Here is a 17,991-nt window from a genome sequence, read left to right as displayed (position 1 = left end):
AGATATCCGAGGGATTCCTACACTGCGAGCCGTCACGACATCGCGCGCATCGCGCCCATCACCATGACCGCATCCAACCTGGCGCCCGCATCGGCGCCCCTGCGCATCGCCGTGGACATCGGCGGCACGTTCACCGACATGGCCGCGTTCGACGAAAGCGCCGGTACCCTGCTTTTCGGCAAGGCCCTGTCCACGCACGGACGCCTGGTCGAAGGCATCCAGCACACGCTGGACGGCGCGGGCATCGACCTGCGCAACGGCTATCTTTTCCTGCATGGCTCGACCATCGCGATCAACACGCTGCTCGAACGCAATGGCGCGAAGACGGCGCTGCTGATCACCGAGGGATTCCGCGACATCTACGAGATCGGCCGCGTCAACCGCCCCGATGCCTACAACCTTTTTTTCACCAAGCACACGCCGCTGGTCAAGCGCTCGCTGCGCTACGAAGTCGAGGAGCGGCTGCGCGCGGACGGCAGCGTCCACAAGCCCCTGGACGAGACGCGGGTGCGCGAGGTCGCGCGGGAACTGAAGGCGCAGGGCGTGGAGGCCGCCGCGGTGCTGCTGCTGCATTCCTATCGCAAGCCCGACCACGAGAAGCGCGTGAAGGAAATCCTGCTCGAGGAACTGCCGCACGCCTTTGTCACCGCCTCGCATGAGCTGTCGCAGGAATACCGCGAGTTCGAACGCGTGTCGACCGCCGTCGCCAATGCCTACGTGGGACCGCGCGTGTCGGCTTATCTGGGCCAACTGGAGGCGCACCTGGGCGAGCGCGGCTTCGGCGGCGATTTCTATGCGGTGCAGTCCACCGGCGGGTTGTTCCCGCTGGAGCATGCGCGCCGCGAATGTGTGCGCATGCTGGAGTCGGGTCCCGCCGCCGGGGTCATCGGCGCCCAGGCGATCTGCGCGCAACTGGGATTGCCCGATGCCATCGCTTTCGACATGGGCGGCACGACGGCCAAGGCGGGGGTGATCAGCGAGGGCCGGCCGCTTACCACCGGCAGTGCGCTGGTCGGAGGCTACGAGCAGGCGCTGCCCATCCAGATTCCCATGATGGACATCTTCGAGGTCGGCACCGGCGGCGGCAGCATCGCGCGCGTCGAGTTGGGCAATGCGCTGCGCGTGGGGCCGCGCAGCGCCGGGTCGATGCCCGGTCCGGTCTGCTATGCACGGGGCGGCACCGAGCCCACCGTGACCGATGCCAACCTGGTCCTGGGCCGCCTGGATGCCGGGCATTTCCTGGGCGGCGAGATGTCGCTGGACCTGGAGGGCGCGCGCGCGGCGATGCTTGCGCGCATCGCCGCGCCACTGGGGCTGGAAACGGTCGAGGCCGCGGACGGCATCCTGCGCATCGCGGTGACCGCGATGTCGCACGCGGTCAAGGCCGTCACCACCGAGCGCGGCCTGGACGCCGGCAGCTTCACCATGGTGGTCTACGGCGGCGCGGGACCGTTGCATGCCTCGGCCATCGCGCGCGAGCTCGGCATCCGCCGCGTGCTGATTCCCTACGCGCCGGGATATTTCTCGGCCTACGGCATGTTGTTCAGCGACCTGCGCTATGACTACGTGCGATCGGTGTTCCGCCACCTGGACGATCTGTCGTTCGACGAGATCGAGTCGTTGTACGCGTCGATGGAAGAGGAGGGGCGGGCGGCGGTCGCGGCCTCGGCGGTGCGGCCGGACGAGATCGTCATCGAGCGCTCGGCCGACATGCGCTACGTCGGCCAGGAACACGCGGTCACGGTGGAGCTGCCCCGCGTGTACTTCGAGCGCCAGGACCGCGACGCGATCAAGCGCCATTTCGACGACGTCCACGCCATCCGCTACGGCACCAGCGCACCGGCCGAGCCGGCCGACATCGTCAGCTTGCGCGTGACCGTGCTGGGCGCGATGCGCAAGCCGCCCCGGCATGTCGTGCAGGCCGGCGGGCAGACGCCGCCCGAGGGCGCGCTGCGCGCGACCAAGCCGGTGTACTTCCGTTCGCACGGCCAGGTGCCGACGCCGGTGTACCGCCGCGATGCCCTGCTGGCCGGCAACCGCGTCCCGGGCCCGGCCCTGATCGAAGAACACGCCTCCACGACCGTCGTCCAGCCGGGCGACGAATTGACCGTGGACGACTGCGGCAACCTGCATGTGGCCATCGGGAGCGAACGCTGATGAACGCGCGAGAAACGAAACAGCACGCCGTCGATCCCGTGACGGTGGAGATCATCCGCAACGGCCTCCTGGCCGTGACGGAGGAAATGAAGACCAACCTGATGAGGACCGCCTACAACCTCATCATCTATGAGGCGCTGGATTTCACGGTGGGCCTGTTCACGCCGGAAGGCGACACGGTGTCGATCGGCCTGGGCCTGCCCATGTTCATCCGCGGGATGTCCGAGACCGTCAAGGCCAAGATCCGCCACTTCGGATTGGAGAACATCCATCCCGGCGACATCCTGGTCACCAATGATGCCTACGTCACCGGCAGCCACCTGAACCATTTCACCTTCACCATGCCGGTGTTCCACGAGGGCCGCATCGTCGCCTTCACCTGCTGCATGGCGCATTGGCTGGACGTCGGCGGCACGCTGGGGCAGGTCACGACCGACATCTTCTCCGAAGGGATACAGATCCCCATCGTCAAATACCGCCGCGCGGGCGTGGTCAACCAGGACCTGGTCGACATCGTCGCGATGAACGTGCGCCTGCCCGAGCGGGCGCTGGGAGACCTGCGCGCGCAGATCACCGCCATCACCACCGGCGAGCGGCGCTTCCTGGAACTGGTCCAGCGCTACGGCGCCGATGCCGTGCATGCCTCGATCGCGCAGATCATGGACCAGTCGGAAGCGGTCGCGCGGCTGAATACGCTCAGCATTCCCGACGGCACCTACGAGGCCGAGTCCTACATGGACGACGATGGCGTGGACGTGGGGCGGCGCATTCCCATCCGGGTCAAGGTGATCAAGCAGGGCGACGAGATGACCATCGACCTGTCGGACGTGAGCCGGCAGGTGCGCGGCTTCTACAACTCCGGCTTCACCACCGGCATCGCCTGCGCGCAGGTGGCCTTCAAGTGCCTGACCACGCCCACCGACTATCCGGTCAACGACGGCAGCTTCCGGCCGCTGAAGGTAGTCATGCCCATGGGCACCGTCATCAGCGCCGAGCGCCCGTTCCCGATGCGGGTCTGGATGACCTTCCCCATGACCGTCATCGACACCATCTTCAAGGCGCTGGCGCCGGCCATACCCGACCGCGCCATCGCCGGCCACCATGCCGACCTGGTGTTTCCCAACATCCACGGCATCTCGCCCGAGGACGGGCGCCTGTTCATCGTGGGCATCGGCCCGCTGGGCGGAGGCTGGGGCGCGAAGTCGCGCGAGGACGGGGTGTCGGTCACGGTGTGCATCAACGATGGCGATACCCACAACAGTCCTACCGAGCAGCTCGAAGCCAAGTATCCGGTGCTGGTCGAGCGCTATGCCATCCGCGCCGACAGCGGCGGCGCCGGCACGTATCGCGGCGGGCTGGGCGCGGAGATGGTGGTGCAGGCCCTGTCCCCCTTCGCCGTGACCACGCGCATCGACCGCATGCACTGCAAGCCCTGGGGACTGGAGGGCGGGCACGAGGCCGCGGGCAACGGCATCGCCATCCGCCGCAAGGGCGAATGGGACGACGGCATGCCCAATGCCAAGATCTTCAACGTGCGGCTGGAGCGCGGCGATGCCTACAAGATGTTGTCGGGCGGCGGCGGCGGCTTCGGCGATCCGCGCGGGCGCGACCCCGAGACGGTGGCCGAGGATGTGCGCGAGGGCTATGTCAGCGCGGGGGCGGCACGCGAGGTCTATGGCGTGGCGATGACCGCCGACGGCGCGGTGGACCGCGCCGCCACCGAGGCGCTGCGGAGCCGCCGTGCGGCCTGATGCCGCCCGCGCCGCCGCGTTGCTGCGCCTGTGGAATGACGTGGCGCTGCAGCACGTCTCCATGGGCGGTGCCTGCGCGTGCGGCATGGGCGGCGTGACACTGCGGCTGCAGGATTTCGAGCGCGACATCCTGGACTACCTGCGCGACGATGCCGGCCGCCTGGGCGAGGCCGAGGCCCACGCCCTGCTGGCATGCCATGCCCCCGCCGGACACGAGGGGGGCATGGTGGCCGTGCTGGCGGCGTTGGCCGATCCCGCGGGCGGTGCCCCCGCCGCCGGTGCGGCGTGGCTGCTGGGCCGGCTGGACCGCACCCTGAGTTCCTTCGCCCGCCTGCACGGCGGCGCGCGTTCCGGAGCCTTGCCATGATAGAGACGGACGACCGCATACCGGTCACGGTATTGACCGGCTTCCTGGGAAGCGGGAAGACCACGCTGCTGAACCGCCTGCTGGCGCGGCCGGCCCTGCGCGACACGGCGGTCATCATCAACGAGTTCGGCGAGGTCGGGCTGGACCACCACCTGCTCGAACAAAGCGCCGAGGACATGGTGCTGCTGTCCAACGGCTGCATCTGCTGCACCATCCGCGGCGACCTGGTCGAGGCCTTCGACCGGCTGGACCGGCGGCTGGCGGGCCAGGCCGCGCCGCTGCGGCGCGTGGTGATCGAGACCACCGGCCTGGCCGATCCGGCCCCCATCCTGCATACGCTGATGAGCGAGCCGGCGGTTGCCCGCCGTTATCGGCTGGACCACGTGGCCACCACCGTCGATGCCTGCAACGGCGCCGATACGCTGGACCGGCAGGAGGAGGCGGTCAAGCAGGTGGCGGTGGCGGATCTGCTGGTGCTGACCAAGACCGATCTCGTGTCCGCCGGCCAGGCCGAGGCCCTGCTGCGCCGGCTGCGGGAGATCAATCCCGGCGCCGACGCGGTCCGCGCCGGCAAGGACGATGGCGATTGGCTGGCGGCACCCCGCGGACGGCCGCCGGACGTGCGCCGCTGGCTGCGCGCCGAGGCGCACGAGGCGCATGACGACGCGCGCGGGCATCCTGCCCATGATCACGGCCATACCCACGACCACGACCGCACCCGCCACGGCGACCGGATTCGGTCGTACGTGGTGACCCGCGACGAACCCGTGTCATGGGCCGGCGTGCAGCGCTGGCTGGCCATGCTGTCCACGCTGCGCGGCCCCGATCTGCTGCGCGTGAAGGGCATCGTCAACGTGATCGAGCACCCTGGCAGGCCAGTGGTCATCCACGGGGTGCAGCACGTGTTCCATCCCCATTCCTTCCTGCCTGCCTGGCCCGACGATGACCGCCGCACCCGCATCGTCTTCATCACCCGGGACGTCGAGCGCGATCTGGTCGACGACACCCTGAGGATCTTCGAGCACCGACAAGCCTAGCCCCGCCTCATCACAACGACAAGGAGACCGACATGAAGCCTTTCATCCGATATCTCGCCGGCCTGCTGGCCTGCGCCGCCACCGCGGCCGCCAGCGCGCAGGCCTATCCCCAGCGGCCCGTCCGCGTCATCGTGCCCTATCCGCCGGGCGGCACGGTGGACGCGGTGGCGCGCGTGTTCGCCGACAGCCTGGGCCACCAGCTGGGCCAGACCTTCGTGGTCGAGAACCGCGCCGGCGCCAGCGGGTCGATCGGCAGCGAGGCCGTGGCGCGCGCGCCGGCCGATGGCTACACCCTGCTGGTCAATGCCTCGACCTTCGCGGCCGGGCCGTGGCTGCTCAAGGCCCTGCCCTACGATATCCACAAGGACTTCACCCCCATCACCAACCTGGGCGAAGTGCCGCTGCTGGTCACCGCCAACCCCGGCGTGCCGGCGAAAGACCTCAAGGCATTCATCGCGCTGGCGCACCAGGCGCCCGGCAAGTATTTCTTCGGCGCCTCCGCCGCCGGCTCGGCCAGCCACCTGGCCGAAGCGGCCATCAGCTACGAGGCCAAGGCCGACATCCCCGTGGTGCTGTACAAGGGCACCGGCCCGGCGCTGACCGACCTCATGGGCGGCCACATCAGCGCCGTCATCGACGCCGTGCCGTCATCGCTGCCGCCGGTCAAGGCCGGCCGCACCAAGGCGCTGGCGGTCACCAGCGCCCAGCGCCTGCCGTCGCTGCCCGATGTGCCCACGGTGGCCGAGTCGGGCCTGCGAGGATTCGAGATGGTGTCCTGGTATGGCCTGTGGGGGCCGGCGGGGCTGCCCGCCGACGTGGTGGCGAGGCTCCACGATGCCGTGCGCCAGGCCATCGATTCGCCGCGGGTCAGGCAGACGCTGAGCGAACAGGCGTTCGTCGGCAAGGGATCGTCGCCCCAGGCGTTCGCGGACTATGTCCGTGCCGAAAGCGCCAAGTATGCCAAGCTGATCAAGGCGGCCAGCATCAGTATCGAGTGAGTGCGGGCGCCACGCCCGCCATGGTCGGCATCGAAGCGCGCATCATGTCGATGAAGGCGCGCAGCTTGGCCGGGTAGTAGCGGGCGTATGGATAGATCAGGTACACCGGCAACGAGGCGGCGCGCCACAGGGGGGCGACATGGCGCAGCCGGCCCTGGCGCAGGTCGTCGGCGACCACCCAGGCCGACGCGATGCCGGCGCCCACGCCGTCCAGCATGGCGGTGCGCAGCGCGTACAGGCTGTCGGTGCTCATGCGCGGGCGAATGGGGAAGCGGTGGCCGAGGCCGTCGGCGCCGCGCGTCAGGACCACCTCGTCGCGGTAGTACATGTTCAGCGCCACCCAGGGCAGTGTTTCCAGCACCGCGATCTCGTCCGCCGGCGCGCCGTCCGGCAGCAGGGAAGGCGCGGCCACGACGATGCGGGGCACTTCGGCCAGCAGGATGGCGACCACGTCCGGGTCGTTCACCGCGCCGACCTGGATCGCGCAGTCCAGTCCTTCGGCGATGAAGTCGGCGTGGCGGTCCTGCAGCAGCCATTCGACCGAGGCCTCGGGATAGCGCCGCAGGTAGTCGGCCAGCGGCGCCACCATCTGGTCCTGGCCGAAGGCATGCGGTACCAGCACGCGCAGCGTGCCGCGCGGCTCGTCGTGGGCGCCGCGCAGGTCCGCCTCCATGGCGTCCCAGGTCGCGCCCAGCTCCTTCGCGTGGGCATAGCAGCGTTCACCGTCGCTGGTCAGCGCCATGCCATGCGTGGAGCGCTGCAACAGGCGCAGCCCCAGGAGGCGTTCCAAGGTTTGCAGCCTGCGGCTGACCGTGGGCTGCGTGGTGCCCAGTTGTACGGCGGCGGCGGACAGGCTCCCGGCTTCGACGATCCGGACGAAGGTCTGCATGAGTTCGATGCGGTCGATGGAGGGGGAGGCGCCGGTTTTCATGCGTCAAGCGTATGACGAATCTGCGTCCAAAGGGGCTACACGTCGTAACCGCCGCCATGCAGAATCCCGTCCTGTTGAACGATTACGGGTTTACGAGCATGTCATCCATACAAATCGCGCATGGAACCGGTCTGTCTCCCGCCTCCAGGCTGACCCCTTCCCTGGTCGGCCTGCTGGCCGCCGGGGCGGGGCTGAGCGTCGCTTCCATCTATTACAGCCAGCCCATGCTGGGGTTGCTGGGCCAGGACCTGGGGGCGGGCGAAGGCACCGTGGGCCTGGTGCCCACCCTGACCCAGCTGGGCTATGCGGCCGGCATCCTGCTGCTGGCGCCGCTGGGCGACCGCTACGACCGGCGCCGCATCATCGTCGGCAAGTCGGCGGTGCTGGCGCTGGCCCTGTTGCTGAGCGGCCTGGCGCCGGGCGTGGGCTGGCTGCTGGCCGCCAGCCTGGCGGTGGGGCTGGCCGCCACGCTGGCCCAGGACATCGTGCCGGCGGCCGCGACGCTGGCGCCCGACGCGCAGCGCGGCAAGGCCGTGGGCACCGTCATGACCGGCCTGCTGCTGGGCATCCTGCTGTCGCGCGTGGTCAGCGGCTTCGTGGCGGAATACTGGAACTGGCGCGCCATGTTCCTGGTGGCCGCGGTATCCATCGCCGGCGTGGGCGTGGTGGCGGCGCGCAGCCTGCCGCGCTTCGCGCCCACCGCGCGGCTGGGATACGGCGCGCTGCTGGTTTCCATGGCGCAGTTGTGGCGCCGCCATGGGGCGTTGCGCCGGGCGGTCTACGCGCAGGGGCTGCTGGCGGTGGGGTTCAGCGCCTTCTGGTGCACGCTGGCCGTGATGCTGCATGACCGCTTCCACCTGGGCAGCACGGCGGCCGGCGCCTTCGGCCTGGCCGGCGCGGCGGGGGCCTTGGCCGCGCCCTTCGCGGGCCGGCTGGCCGACCGCCGCGGCTCCGACGGCGTGGCCCGCATCGCCACGATCGTCGCGGCGGTCTCGTTCGCCAGCCTGGCGCTGACCGAAGTGCTGCCGGCGCAGTTGCAGCTCGCCCTGCTGGTGGCCAGCGCCATCGGTTTCGACTTCGGCGTGCAGGCCTCGCTGGTGGCCAGCCAGACCCAGGTCTACGGACTGGAGCCCGCGGCGCGCAGCCGGCTGAACGCTTTGCTGGTGGCCGGGATGTTCATTGGCATGGCCGCTGGCGCGGGGCTGGGCAGCCTGGTGTGGGCGCATGCGGGGTGGCTGGGCGTGGTGGGGCTGGCCACGGCAACGGCGCTGGGGGCGCTGGGGGTGAGGATGGGGCGCGTGGAGGGCTAGTGGTGGACGGCGGGGGCGCGATCCGCAATGAGGCGGACTACGACCGTGCCCTGGCGCTGATTGAAGCGATTCCGGACCCAATCCGACCTGCCCGAGGTGGGAAGCCGGAGTGTGATTTCCGAAATCCTGGCAGGCCGCAGGATGTTCAACGCCCGGCAGATTGCCGCATTGGTCGAGCGGTTCCATGTTGGTGCGGATGCCTTCATCGAGCGCGGCGGCACGCCTTGAGCGAAGAACCGTATTGTCCTGACGCTCAATCTCTTCAATCGTCCACAACCCGAGCCGGTTTTCCTGCTCGGCGGCCCTGATGAGGGGCCGGGTTCATCTTCTCTTCGCTATTTATCCGCAAAAACATCAGAAAAAATACTTGTAAATAAACTTGCATATGCAAGTTTATTTGTGAGTAAATAGGCCATCGCAACCATCACGGTTCCTCCGCCATGGCCTCCAGCTCGACGCGTTCCTCCCGCCGCAAGCCGGTCGATCCGGTCGACGACGAGCCGGATGCCTTCTCGGACCAGCGCAGCGAAAAGAAAACGGCCTACCTGCTGCGCCAGGTGTCCGAACGGCTGGCCATCAGCCTGACCGAGGCGCTGCGCCCCTTCAACCAGACCGCCAGCGTGTACCGGGTGCTGATCGCCCTTACCCGCCGCGACCATGCCCGCATGCGCGACCTGATCGAGCTGACGCTGGTCGAGTCGTCCACGCTCAGCCGCACCATCGGCCGGATGGAGGCGCAGGAGTTGGTCACGGTCGAACAGGACGACGACGATGGCCGCGCGGTCATCATCTCCATCACCCAGGCCGGGCGCGATCTGCTCGACGCGATGCTGCCCGCGGTGTCGGCGCAGTACGAGTGGTCGGTGCACGACGTGCCGCCGGCGGACCTGGAGATCCTGCGCACCACGCTGCAGCGCATGCTGCGCAACCTGAAGATTTCTCCCATCAAGTAAGCGGCAATCCCTTCAAGCAGTTCTTGCGGTCGGCCTTTCCTGGAAGGAGGCGGTCATGGAAGAGCAGGGTTCACCCATCTGGATCGATGGCAAGCTGGTCGCTTGGGCGGATGCGTCCGTCCATTTCGTCAGCAACAGTTTCCAGTATGGATTCGGGGTATTCGAAGGCATACGCGCCTATGACGGCGAGCAGGGAACCTCCATATTCCGGCTCGACGCCCACATCGACCGGCTGTTCAAGTCGGCCAAGATCATCGGGCTGGACATTCCCTACACCCGAGAGACCATTGTCGAAGCCTGCCGCGAGACCGTCGCGGCCAGCGGCCATTCGCAGTGCTATCTGCGGCCGGTGGCCTACATCGGCTACGGCGGCATGGGGCTGAACTACACGGGCTGCAAGGTCAGCGTGGGCATCGCGGTCTGGTTCTGGGGCGAGTACCTGGGCCAGGGCAAGCTGGAGCAGGGCACGCGCGTCAAGACTTCGTCCTATACGCGGCACCACATCAATTCGAACATGTCCAAGGCCAAGGCCTGCGGCAACTACATGCTGTTCCAGATGGCGCGCACCGACGCGCTGCGCGGCGGCTACGACGAGGCGCTGCTGCTGGATGCCGAAGGGCACGTGGCCGAAGGCTCGGTGGAGAACGTCTTCATCGTGCGCGACGGGCAACTGATCACGCCGCCGCTGACCTACATCCTGGACGGCATCACCCGCGACGCCATCATCCAGCTCGCGCGCGGCGCGGGCCTGGTGGTGCGCGAAGAGTTCTTCACGCGCGACGCCATGTATATCGCCGACGAGGCCTTTTTCGTCGGCACCGGCGCCGAGGTCACGCCGGTGGTGGCGCTGGACGACCGGGCCATCGGCGAGGGCGTGCCGGGACCGGTGACGCGGCGCCTGCAATCGCTGTACTTCGACGCCGTGCGCGGGCGCGACGAGCGCTACGCGCATTGGGTCACCCCGGTCGCTGGCGTTCCCGCCTGAACGCCATGGATCTCGATTACGCATTGCCCTATCCGTCGCAGCGTTCGCCGGTGCTGGCGCGCAATGTGGTGTGCGCCTCGCAGCCGCTGGCGGCGCAGGCCGGGCTGCGCATGTTGCTGCAAGGCGGCAACGCCGTCGATGCGGCGGTCGCGGCCGCCATTGCCTCGACCGTGGTCGAGCCCACTGCCAACGGCGTGGGCAGCGATGCCTTCGCGGTGGTCTGGGACGGCACGGACTTGCATGGCCTGAATGCCAGCGGCCGCGCGCCGGCCGCCTGGGATGCCGCGCGATTTGCCGGCGCCGGCACCATGCCGCGCCGCGGCTGGGACAGCGTCACGGTGCCGGGCGTGGTGTCGTCGTGGGTGGCGCTGAGCCGGCGCTTCGGCGCGCTGCCTTTCGAGCGCCTGTTCGAGCCGGCCGTGGACTATGCGCGGCGCGGGTTCGCGGTCAGCCCGCTGATCGCCGCGCTGTGGCAGCGCATCGCGCCCAACTACGCCGACCAACCGGGCTTCGCCGAAGCCTTTCTGCCAGAGGGGCGCGCGCCGGCCGCCGGCGAGATCTTCCGCAACGCGCCGCTGGCCGGCACGCTGGAGTCCATCGCCGCCACCGGCGGCGAGGCCTTCTACCGGGGCGTGCTGGCCGAGGCGCTGGTCGCGCATGCTGCGCGCCATGGCGGCGCGATGACGCGGGACGACCTGGCGGCGCACCAGGCGCACTGGTGCGGCACGCTGTCGCAGCGCATCGGCGACGTCGACGTGCACGAGATCCCGCCCAATACGCAGGGCATCGCCACGCTGATCGCGCTGGGCATCCTGGCCCGCCACGACCTGTGCCGGCACGCGGTGGACAGTGTCGAGGCCATGCATTTGCAGATCGAGGCGATGAAGCTGGCGTTCGCCGACGTCGAGGCCTTCGTCGGCGATCCCGACGCGATGCGGGTCGACCCGCGCGCGCTGCTGGCGGACGACTACCTGGATGCGCGCGCGGCGCTGATCGATCCGGCGCACGCGGGCGATTTCGGCGCGGGCGCGCCGCGCCAGGGCGGCACGGTCTACCTGGCCGCGGCCGACGCGGCGGGCATGATGGTCTCGTTCATCCAGTCCAACTACGAGGGCTTCGGGTCGGGCGTGGTGGTGCCCGGCACCGGCATCAGCCTGCAGAACCGGGGCATGGGTTTCTCGCTGCGGCCCGGGCATCCCAATCTGGTGGGGTCGCGGCGGTTGCCGCTGCACACCATCATTCCCGGCTTCGCGATGCGCGCGGACAAGCCCGCGATGAGTTTTGGCGTGATGGGCGGGCCGATGCAGGCGCAAGGGCATCTGCAACTGGCCGTGCGCACGCAGCTGTACGGCCAGAATCCGCAGGCGGCGTCCGATGCGCCGCGCTGGCAGGTGGTGTCGGGACGCAAGGTGCTGGTGGAGGCCGGCATGCCGGAATCCATCGTGTCGGGGCTGCTGGCGCGCGGCCACGAGCTGCGGCAGGAGTCGCCGCAGGCCGCCTTCGCGTTCGGCGGCGCGCAGTTGATCCTGCGTGGCGACGACGGCTATGTGGCGGGATCGGACCATCGCAAGGACGGCGCGGCCGTCGGCTTTTGACCACCGCGGAGGGGTAGACAGTGAGCGTGCCACGGCAGGAGTTCGAATCGAGGATGGCCCGCGCGCGCGCGGAAATGGCGCGTGCCGGCATGGACGGGTTGGTGGTCACCGATCCGGTGGGTTTCTATTACTTCACCGGCGAGAAGGCCAGTCCCGGCCGGCCGGCCGCTTTCGTGCTGCCGGCCGGGGGCGAACCGGCCCTGGTGAACTGGAGCGGCCCGGACATGTTCGCGCGGCTGTACCGCCGGCCGGGCCAACCCTGCGTGGCCGACCGGCGCATCTATCCCGAAGTGCCGTTCGACCGGGAACCGGCCACCGACTGGGGGCTGCGCGACATCCTGGCCGAACGCGGGCTGCATGCCGCGCGCGTGGGCATCGAACTGGGCAACGAACCCCGGCTGGGCCTGGCGCTGGCGGATCTCGACCGCCTGCGAAGCGAGCTGCCCGGCATACGCTGGGCCGATGCCTCGCCGGTGATCTGGGCCTGCCGCATGATCAAGTCCGACTGGGAGATCGAGCAGCTCCGGCAGGCGTGCGCGATCGGATCGCGGGCCTGGGGGCAATGCCTGGAATCCCTGGACGAGGGCGTGACGCAGCGCGCGGTCCAGCAGCGCATCATGGCCTTCTACGCCGAGCTGGGCGCGGACCTGGACTCGGGGCCGCCGGTGGCGCTGGGCGCCACGGGGCCTGGCGGCGCCTTCCAGCGCGGGGACATCCTTTACCTGGACGGCGGCTGCAGCGTCAACGGCTACAAGATGGACATCACGCGGCGCGCGGTGTTCGGGGCGCCCAGCGCGCGCCAGCAGGGCGAGCACGACGGCATGTGGGAGATCCTTTTCCAGGTGATGGAGAAGATCCGGCCCGGCGTCACGACCGCGTCGGTGTTCGCGTATTCGCAGTCGCTGCTGGCCCGGACCGGCTGGACCAACTACTCGGACCATCCCGCCAAGCGCATCGGCCACGGCATCGGGCTGGTCAACGAACCGCCCTACATCAACGCGTTCGATACGCACGTGTTCCAGGAAGGCATGAGCATCACGCCGGAACCCAAGATCGAGACACAGGAAGGGCTGCTGAACGCGGAAGAGCACGTGATCGTGCGCGCGCAGGGGTGCGAGATCATCTCGGGCTCCCTGGACTGGCGGCTGCACACCATTTCCTAGCGATCCCGCTGGCCTCGATGGAGACCGACATGCCCGCCGCCCTACGCCCGCTCCTGCTGTCCGCCGCCGACGTCGCGCACTGCGCGCCGCCGCTGGCCGACATCATCGATGTCGTCGAGGACACCTATCGCCGCGACGCGGCGGGCGAGGTCGAGGTGCCGGCCAAGGTCGCGCTGCATCCGCACGGGCCGTCGAGCTTCCTGCATGCCATGCCCGCCTGGGTGGCCGGCCGGCAGGCGCTGGGCATGAAGTGGGTGTCGTTCTTTCCGGGCAATGCCGAACAGGGCGCGCCGGATTCCAGCGCGCTGATCGTGCTGAACGATCCGCTCACCGGCGTGCCGGTGGCCATCATGGAAGGAATGTGGATCACCTACGCCCGCACCGGCGCGTGCGCCGCGCTGGCGGCCAAGTATTGCGCGAACCCGATGCCGCGCCGCGTCGGCCTGGTCGGCTGCGGCGGGCTGGGCGAGTGGTCCCTGCGTTGCCTGGCTGCGGTGTTCCCGTCGATCTCGGAAGTGTTCGTGGCCTCGCAGCGCCCCGCTTCGCGAGAGAACTTCTGCGCGCGGATGGCGGACCAGGGGCCGTGGACGATCACGCCGGTGGACGAGGTCCGGCAGGCCGTGCAGGACATGGACATCGTGATCTCTTCCGTGCCCAAGCTCCAGACGCATCCCATCGTGGCGCGGTGGTGGTCGCCGGGCACTGTGCTGATCCCGCTCGACATCACCGGCTCGTGGGACGACGCCACTTATGAACGGGCCGACCGCCTGGTGTGCGACCACCGGGACAACCTGGCGCGCGCCTTCGAGCGCTACCGGCCGGGGCTGGCCATCGACGATGCGCGCGGCGTGGGCATGCAGGACATCGTCAGCGGCCGTGCCTTGGGACGGACCGCCGCGACGGACCGGGTCATGGCCTTCATGACCGGCATAGGCAGCATAGACGTGGCCGTGGCGTGGGACATCTATCGCCGCGCCGACGAGCAGAAACGGGGACAGCGCTTCGACCTGGCGTAGGTGCCGGCCAGGGTTTCCTGACGTTCATGGGAGTTCTTATGAGCAAGCCATGCAGTGGATGCCGTTTGGTCCTGGCGGTCGCCAGCCTGTTGTTCACCGCCGCCGCTTTCGCCGCCTATCCCGAGCGGCCGGTCAAGATCATCCTGCCCTATCCCCCCGGCGGCGGCGGGGACCTGGTGCTGCGCAACCTCCAGCAGGCCCTGGAGAAACAGCTCGGGCAGCCCGTCATCGTCGACTACAAGGCCGGCGCGGCGGGCAACATCGGCACGCTGGACGTGGTCAACGCCGCGCCCGACGGCTATACGCTATTGATGGGGCCGACGAACAACTTCGTCATCAACCAGTTCCTGTTTCCGAAGATGGGCTTCGATCCGCTGGCGGCGCTGACGCCGGTCAGCCTGCTGGTCGAGCAGCCCTATCTGGTCACGATCACGGGCGCATTGCCGGCCCGCGACTACGCCGGCTTCGCCGACTATGCCAAGGCCCATCCGGGCAAGCTGAACTACGGATCGCCGGGCGCGGGCACCGTGCCCCACGTGTCCGCGCTGATGCTGTCCGATCAGTTGGGCGCGCGCATGGTCCATGTGCCGTACAAGGGCTCGCAGCCCGGGGTCCAGGCGCTGGTCGCCAACGACGTGCAACTGCTGATCGCCAGCTACGGCATCGTCGCCGGACAGATCGCGGCGGGCCGCATCCGCGCCGTGGCGGTGGCCGCCGACCAGCGGCTGCCGGCCCTGCCGCAGGTGCCCACCACGGCCGAGGTCGGCCTGCCGCCGGGCGTCATACTGGCCAACTGGTGGGGCATCGCGGCGCCGCGCGGCACCGATCCGGCCATCGTCGAGCGCCTGGCCGCCGCCTTTCGCGCGGCGGTGGGCGATCCGGACGTGCAGCGCAAGTTTGTCGAGCAGGGCACGCTGCCGGTCGCCAATTCGCCCGCGCGGTTCGCCGACCGCCTGCGGGACGAAGCGCGGGCCTGGAAGGACATCATCACCCGGACGGGCGTGACGATAGAGTGACGGCCATGCGATGACCCCGGGCGGGGGCATCGCGGCGCATCAGCCTGCCGTGTCCGGGTCGCGCGGCGCGCGCCGCCGTCCGCGTGGCTTGGGCCGGTAGTAAAGCGTGGCCACGCCCAGCATCTTGGACAGCAGCCGCAGCAGCTGCTGTCTTTCCTTGGCCGTCAGGGGCTGGACGACCTCATCCTGGATGTCCTCCAGCATCGGCCCCAGCTGTTCGAGCAGCGCCAGGCCCTCGGCCGAGGCTTCCACGCGCTGGCGCCGGCCGTCGGGCCGGCGCACGATCAGGGAACGTTGCTCCAGCCGCGCGGCCACCTGTCCGGTGGTCGAGGTATCGAGCCCCACGATGTCGCCCAGTTCGGCCTGGTCCACACCGGGCCGTATCGAGATCGTCTTGAGCACGACGTACTGGATGGGCGTGAGATTGAAGCGCCGGGTGATGGGCGCGAAGGCCAGCGTGGTCTTCTGCTTGGCGCGCCGGATCAGGTGCCCGGGCATGCTGTACATGACCAGCAGCGGGTCGGGCTCGTCGCGCGGAGAGCCGGCGCTGGCCGGCAGTTCGTGGTCGGGTTCGGGCTGCATGGATTCTCCTCGGCGGCAACGTTACCACACCCATCCGCAAAGCTTGCCAAATTATATGCATGCTTATACGTGTACAAATTAATAATTCTATACAAAACAAATAGTTATAGAATTATTGAATTCATTATTTGACATGTTATTTCCATCTTCTTATAGTGTCCCCATGCTAGAACCCAGGGGATGGAAATGAGTGACACCGCAGTCAAGGAACTGGTCCAGTTGATTCCGGAAGGCCTGCCGACCGGCCTGCGCAACTATTGGTACCCGATCCTGCAAACGGAAGAACTACCCGCCGACAAACCCGTCGGACTGAAGGTGCTGGGCGAGAATCTCGCCGCCTGGCGCGGCGCCGATGGCCAGCCGAACGTCGTGCGCGATCGCTGCCCGCATCGCAGCATCCGGCTGTCGGTCGGCCGTGTCATGGATGGGGACCTGCAATGCCTGATGCATGGGTTGCGTTTCAACGGCGAAGGCCGCTGCACGCTCATCCCGTGGGAAACCGCGCATACCCCCCACCACGACCGGCTGGGCGTGCCCGCGTATCCGGCGCGGGAACTGGGAGGCTATATCTGGGCCTACCTGGGCGACCCGGTCCGCTTTCCGCCGCCGCCGCTCGAAACCCAGGTTCCCGAGGAACTGCTCAAGCCCGACGAGTTCATCTGCTTCAGGCTGCCCACGTCCACCTGGAAAGCCAACTGGCTGCTGGCCATCGACGGCAGCGACGGCTTCCATGCCGTCGTGCTGCACACCGACTCGCAGGCCGTGCACCGCGCCGAACGCAAGCCGGGCAGCAACGAGATTCCGCTGGAGGACCGCCGCATCAAGATCATCCGCACCTCGCACGGCGTACGCGGCGTGTCGGTCGACCTGGAAGGCGAACCGATCAACCACGGTCACTTCACCGTGGACGTCAAGGGCCAGCGCTTCTGCCTGCCCTGTCTGACCACCAATCCCATCATGCCGGCGCCGGGCGCCGCGCCCTATGCGTCGCGGCTGTGGCAATTCCCGCAGGATGCCCGGCACACGACGGTGGTCCGCTTCCTGTCCTGGCGTGCCCGGACCGAGGCCGAGCGCGCTACCGCCACGCGCCTGTTCAACGAGGTCGCGTTGCCGCGGCTGGAGCTGGTCAATGCCGAGGACGCTTTCGCCGCCGAGGCGCAGGGCGACCTGATCGAGGCACGCTCGCGCGAATACCTGCTGGCGCCCGACGAGGACGTGATCAAGGTGCGCCGGCTGCTGCGCACCGCTTTCGTGTCGCAGGCCGAGCACGGCGAACGCATCGACAACCCGGCCGGTTCGCTGGCCTATCCCGCCTAGGAGCGCGCATGGGACACAGGCTCGAAGGCAGGACCGCGCTGGTCACCGGCGGCGCGGGCGGCATCGGCCAGGCCATTGCCGCATTGTTCGCCGATGAAGGCGCGCGCGTGATCCTGGCGGACCGCGACGCCGATGCGCTGGCGGCCGCCGTGGCGCGCCTGGGGAGCGATCGCATCGTCGCCGCGACCTGCGACATCGCCGACGAAGCCCAGGTGGCGCGCCTGGGCGATGCCATCCGGGCAGGCGGCGATGCGCTCGACATCCTGGTCAACAACGCCGCCACGCGCGAATACCACCGCCTGGCCGATGCCGATGCCGCGTCATGGCAGCGCATCCTGGCGGTCAACGTGATCGGCGCCAGCCTGGTCACCGCGCTGGCCCTGCCCTGGCTGCGCCAGTCGGGGCGCGGCGCGGTGGTCAACGTCGCGTCCACCTTCGGCATCTGCGGCCGCGCCGGCATGGGCCAGTACGACGCCACCAAGGCGGCGATGGTCGCGGCCACCCGGGTGCTGGCCATCGAGGAAGCGCGGCATGGCGTGCGCGCCAATGCCGTGTGCCCGGGGTCGGTGCTGACCGGGTTCACGCTGGGCCGCGCCGCCGCGCGCGGCCTGTCCGAGGCCGAGTTGAAAGACCACGGTTTCGTGCCGGCACCCATTGCCCGCTGGGGCGAGCCGGCCGAGATCGCGGCGCCGGTGTTGTGGCTGGCTTCCGACGAAGCCTCGTTCATCACGGGCGCCGTGCTGCCCGTGGACGGCGGGGTGTCGGCCAGCGGTACGCGCGTCGCCTAGCGCGGCGTTTCCACTCTTGTTCAGG

At 69.0% G+C, this 17,991-nt stretch carries 16 protein-coding genes; 14 read left to right on the top strand and 2 right to left on the bottom strand.

The features are described from left to right. The first annotated feature begins 63 nt into the window (after positions 1 to 63). The 5 genes from AC1Q6E_RS17765 to AC1Q6E_RS17745 are packed head-to-tail and all read left to right on the top strand — an operon-like array spanning position 64 to position 6,310. Positions 64 to 2,157, top strand: a complete 2,094-nt coding sequence (locus AC1Q6E_RS17765) for a hydantoinase/oxoprolinase family protein (protein WP_152800053.1) — start codon at positions 64 to 66, stop codon at positions 2,155 to 2,157. Then, positions 2,157 to 3,908 carry a hydantoinase B/oxoprolinase family protein gene (locus AC1Q6E_RS17760; protein ID WP_492573200.1) on the top strand — a complete coding sequence of 584 codons (1,752 nt, stop codon included), beginning with the start codon at positions 2,157 to 2,159 and terminating at the stop codon, positions 3,906 to 3,908. The genes AC1Q6E_RS17765 and AC1Q6E_RS17760 overlap by 1 nt, the downstream gene beginning before the upstream one ends. Further along, entirely contained in the window at positions 3,898 to 4,275 is a 378-nt protein-coding gene (locus AC1Q6E_RS17755; RefSeq protein ID WP_296554786.1) for a hypothetical protein, read from the top strand. The genes AC1Q6E_RS17760 and AC1Q6E_RS17755 overlap by 11 nt, the downstream gene beginning before the upstream one ends. Then, positions 4,272 to 5,312, top strand: a complete 1,041-nt coding sequence (locus AC1Q6E_RS17750) for a CobW family GTP-binding protein (RefSeq protein ID WP_492573199.1) — start codon at positions 4,272 to 4,274, stop codon at positions 5,310 to 5,312. The genes AC1Q6E_RS17755 and AC1Q6E_RS17750 overlap by 4 nt, the downstream gene beginning before the upstream one ends. A 32-nt stretch (positions 5,313 to 5,344) precedes the next feature. Beyond that, the gene (locus AC1Q6E_RS17745; RefSeq protein ID WP_152800059.1) at positions 5,345 to 6,310 is read left to right on the top strand and encodes a Bug family tripartite tricarboxylate transporter substrate binding protein; all 966 of its coding nucleotides are present in this window, start codon (positions 5,345 to 5,347) and stop codon (positions 6,308 to 6,310) included. Here the strand turns inward: AC1Q6E_RS17745 and AC1Q6E_RS17740 are convergent. After that, the gene (locus tag AC1Q6E_RS17740) at positions 6,297 to 7,241 is read right to left on the bottom strand and encodes a LysR family transcriptional regulator (protein ID WP_152800061.1); all 945 of its coding nucleotides are present in this window, start codon (positions 7,239 to 7,241) and stop codon (positions 6,297 to 6,299) included. The genes AC1Q6E_RS17745 and AC1Q6E_RS17740 overlap by 14 nt on opposite strands. Before the next feature lie 98 nt (positions 7,242 to 7,339). Between AC1Q6E_RS17740 and AC1Q6E_RS17735 the strand changes: the two genes are divergently transcribed. The 7 genes from AC1Q6E_RS17735 (at position 7,340) to AC1Q6E_RS17705 (ending at position 15,279) form a co-directional block, all read left to right on the top strand. Further along, the gene (locus tag AC1Q6E_RS17735; RefSeq protein WP_492573198.1) at positions 7,340 to 8,551 is read left to right on the top strand and encodes an MFS transporter; all 1,212 of its coding nucleotides are present in this window, start codon (positions 7,340 to 7,342) and stop codon (positions 8,549 to 8,551) included. 440 nt (positions 8,552 to 8,991) lie between these two features. Continuing rightward, the gene (locus AC1Q6E_RS17730; RefSeq protein ID WP_124692106.1) at positions 8,992 to 9,504 is read left to right on the top strand and encodes a MarR family winged helix-turn-helix transcriptional regulator; all 513 of its coding nucleotides are present in this window, start codon (positions 8,992 to 8,994) and stop codon (positions 9,502 to 9,504) included. A 55-nt stretch (positions 9,505 to 9,559) separates the two neighbouring features. Further along, positions 9,560 to 10,489: a branched-chain amino acid transaminase gene (locus tag AC1Q6E_RS17725; protein WP_152792560.1), complete on the top strand. Its 930-nt coding sequence runs from the start codon at positions 9,560 to 9,562 to the stop codon at positions 10,487 to 10,489. A gap of 5 nt (positions 10,490 to 10,494) precedes the next feature. Continuing rightward, positions 10,495 to 12,084 carry a gamma-glutamyltransferase family protein gene (locus AC1Q6E_RS17720; RefSeq protein WP_492573196.1) on the top strand — a complete coding sequence of 530 codons (1,590 nt, stop codon included), beginning with the start codon at positions 10,495 to 10,497 and terminating at the stop codon, positions 12,082 to 12,084. A gap of 20 nt (positions 12,085 to 12,104) precedes the next feature. After that, positions 12,105 to 13,247 carry a M24 family metallopeptidase gene (locus AC1Q6E_RS17715; protein WP_152792562.1) on the top strand — a complete coding sequence of 381 codons (1,143 nt, stop codon included), beginning with the start codon at positions 12,105 to 12,107 and terminating at the stop codon, positions 13,245 to 13,247. Positions 13,248 to 13,276: 29 nt separating this feature from the next. Further along, entirely contained in the window at positions 13,277 to 14,263 is a 987-nt protein-coding gene (locus AC1Q6E_RS17710) for an ornithine cyclodeaminase family protein (protein ID WP_492573195.1), read from the top strand. A gap of 38 nt (positions 14,264 to 14,301) precedes the next feature. After that, the gene (locus tag AC1Q6E_RS17705) at positions 14,302 to 15,279 is read left to right on the top strand and encodes a Bug family tripartite tricarboxylate transporter substrate binding protein (protein WP_296559448.1); all 978 of its coding nucleotides are present in this window, start codon (positions 14,302 to 14,304) and stop codon (positions 15,277 to 15,279) included. 39 nt (positions 15,280 to 15,318) lie between these two features. On the opposite strand, the gene AC1Q6E_RS17700 is transcribed toward AC1Q6E_RS17705, so the two are convergent. Continuing rightward, a complete protein-coding gene (locus AC1Q6E_RS17700) occupies positions 15,319 to 15,861 on the bottom strand; it encodes a MarR family winged helix-turn-helix transcriptional regulator (RefSeq protein ID WP_152792565.1) in 543 nt (180 codons plus the stop codon). A gap of 186 nt (positions 15,862 to 16,047) precedes the next feature. Between AC1Q6E_RS17700 and AC1Q6E_RS17695 the strand changes: the two genes are divergently transcribed. Together AC1Q6E_RS17695 and AC1Q6E_RS17690 are read left to right on the top strand one after the other, a co-directional pair. Then, positions 16,048 to 17,178, top strand: a complete 1,131-nt coding sequence (locus AC1Q6E_RS17695) for a Rieske 2Fe-2S domain-containing protein (RefSeq protein WP_296559445.1) — start codon at positions 16,048 to 16,050, stop codon at positions 17,176 to 17,178. A gap of 8 nt (positions 17,179 to 17,186) precedes the next feature. Then, positions 17,187 to 17,966 (top strand): SDR family NAD(P)-dependent oxidoreductase, encoded by a 780-nt coding sequence (locus tag AC1Q6E_RS17690; RefSeq protein WP_492573194.1) that lies wholly within the window; start codon positions 17,187 to 17,189, stop codon positions 17,964 to 17,966. Positions 17,967 to 17,991: the final 25 nt, after the last annotated feature.

The organism is Pigmentiphaga sp. MLSB6-MA01 (assembly GCF_058793475.1).
Note: the sequence above shows the minus strand (reverse complement) of the source record. Positions and strands in the feature narration are given on the sequence as shown.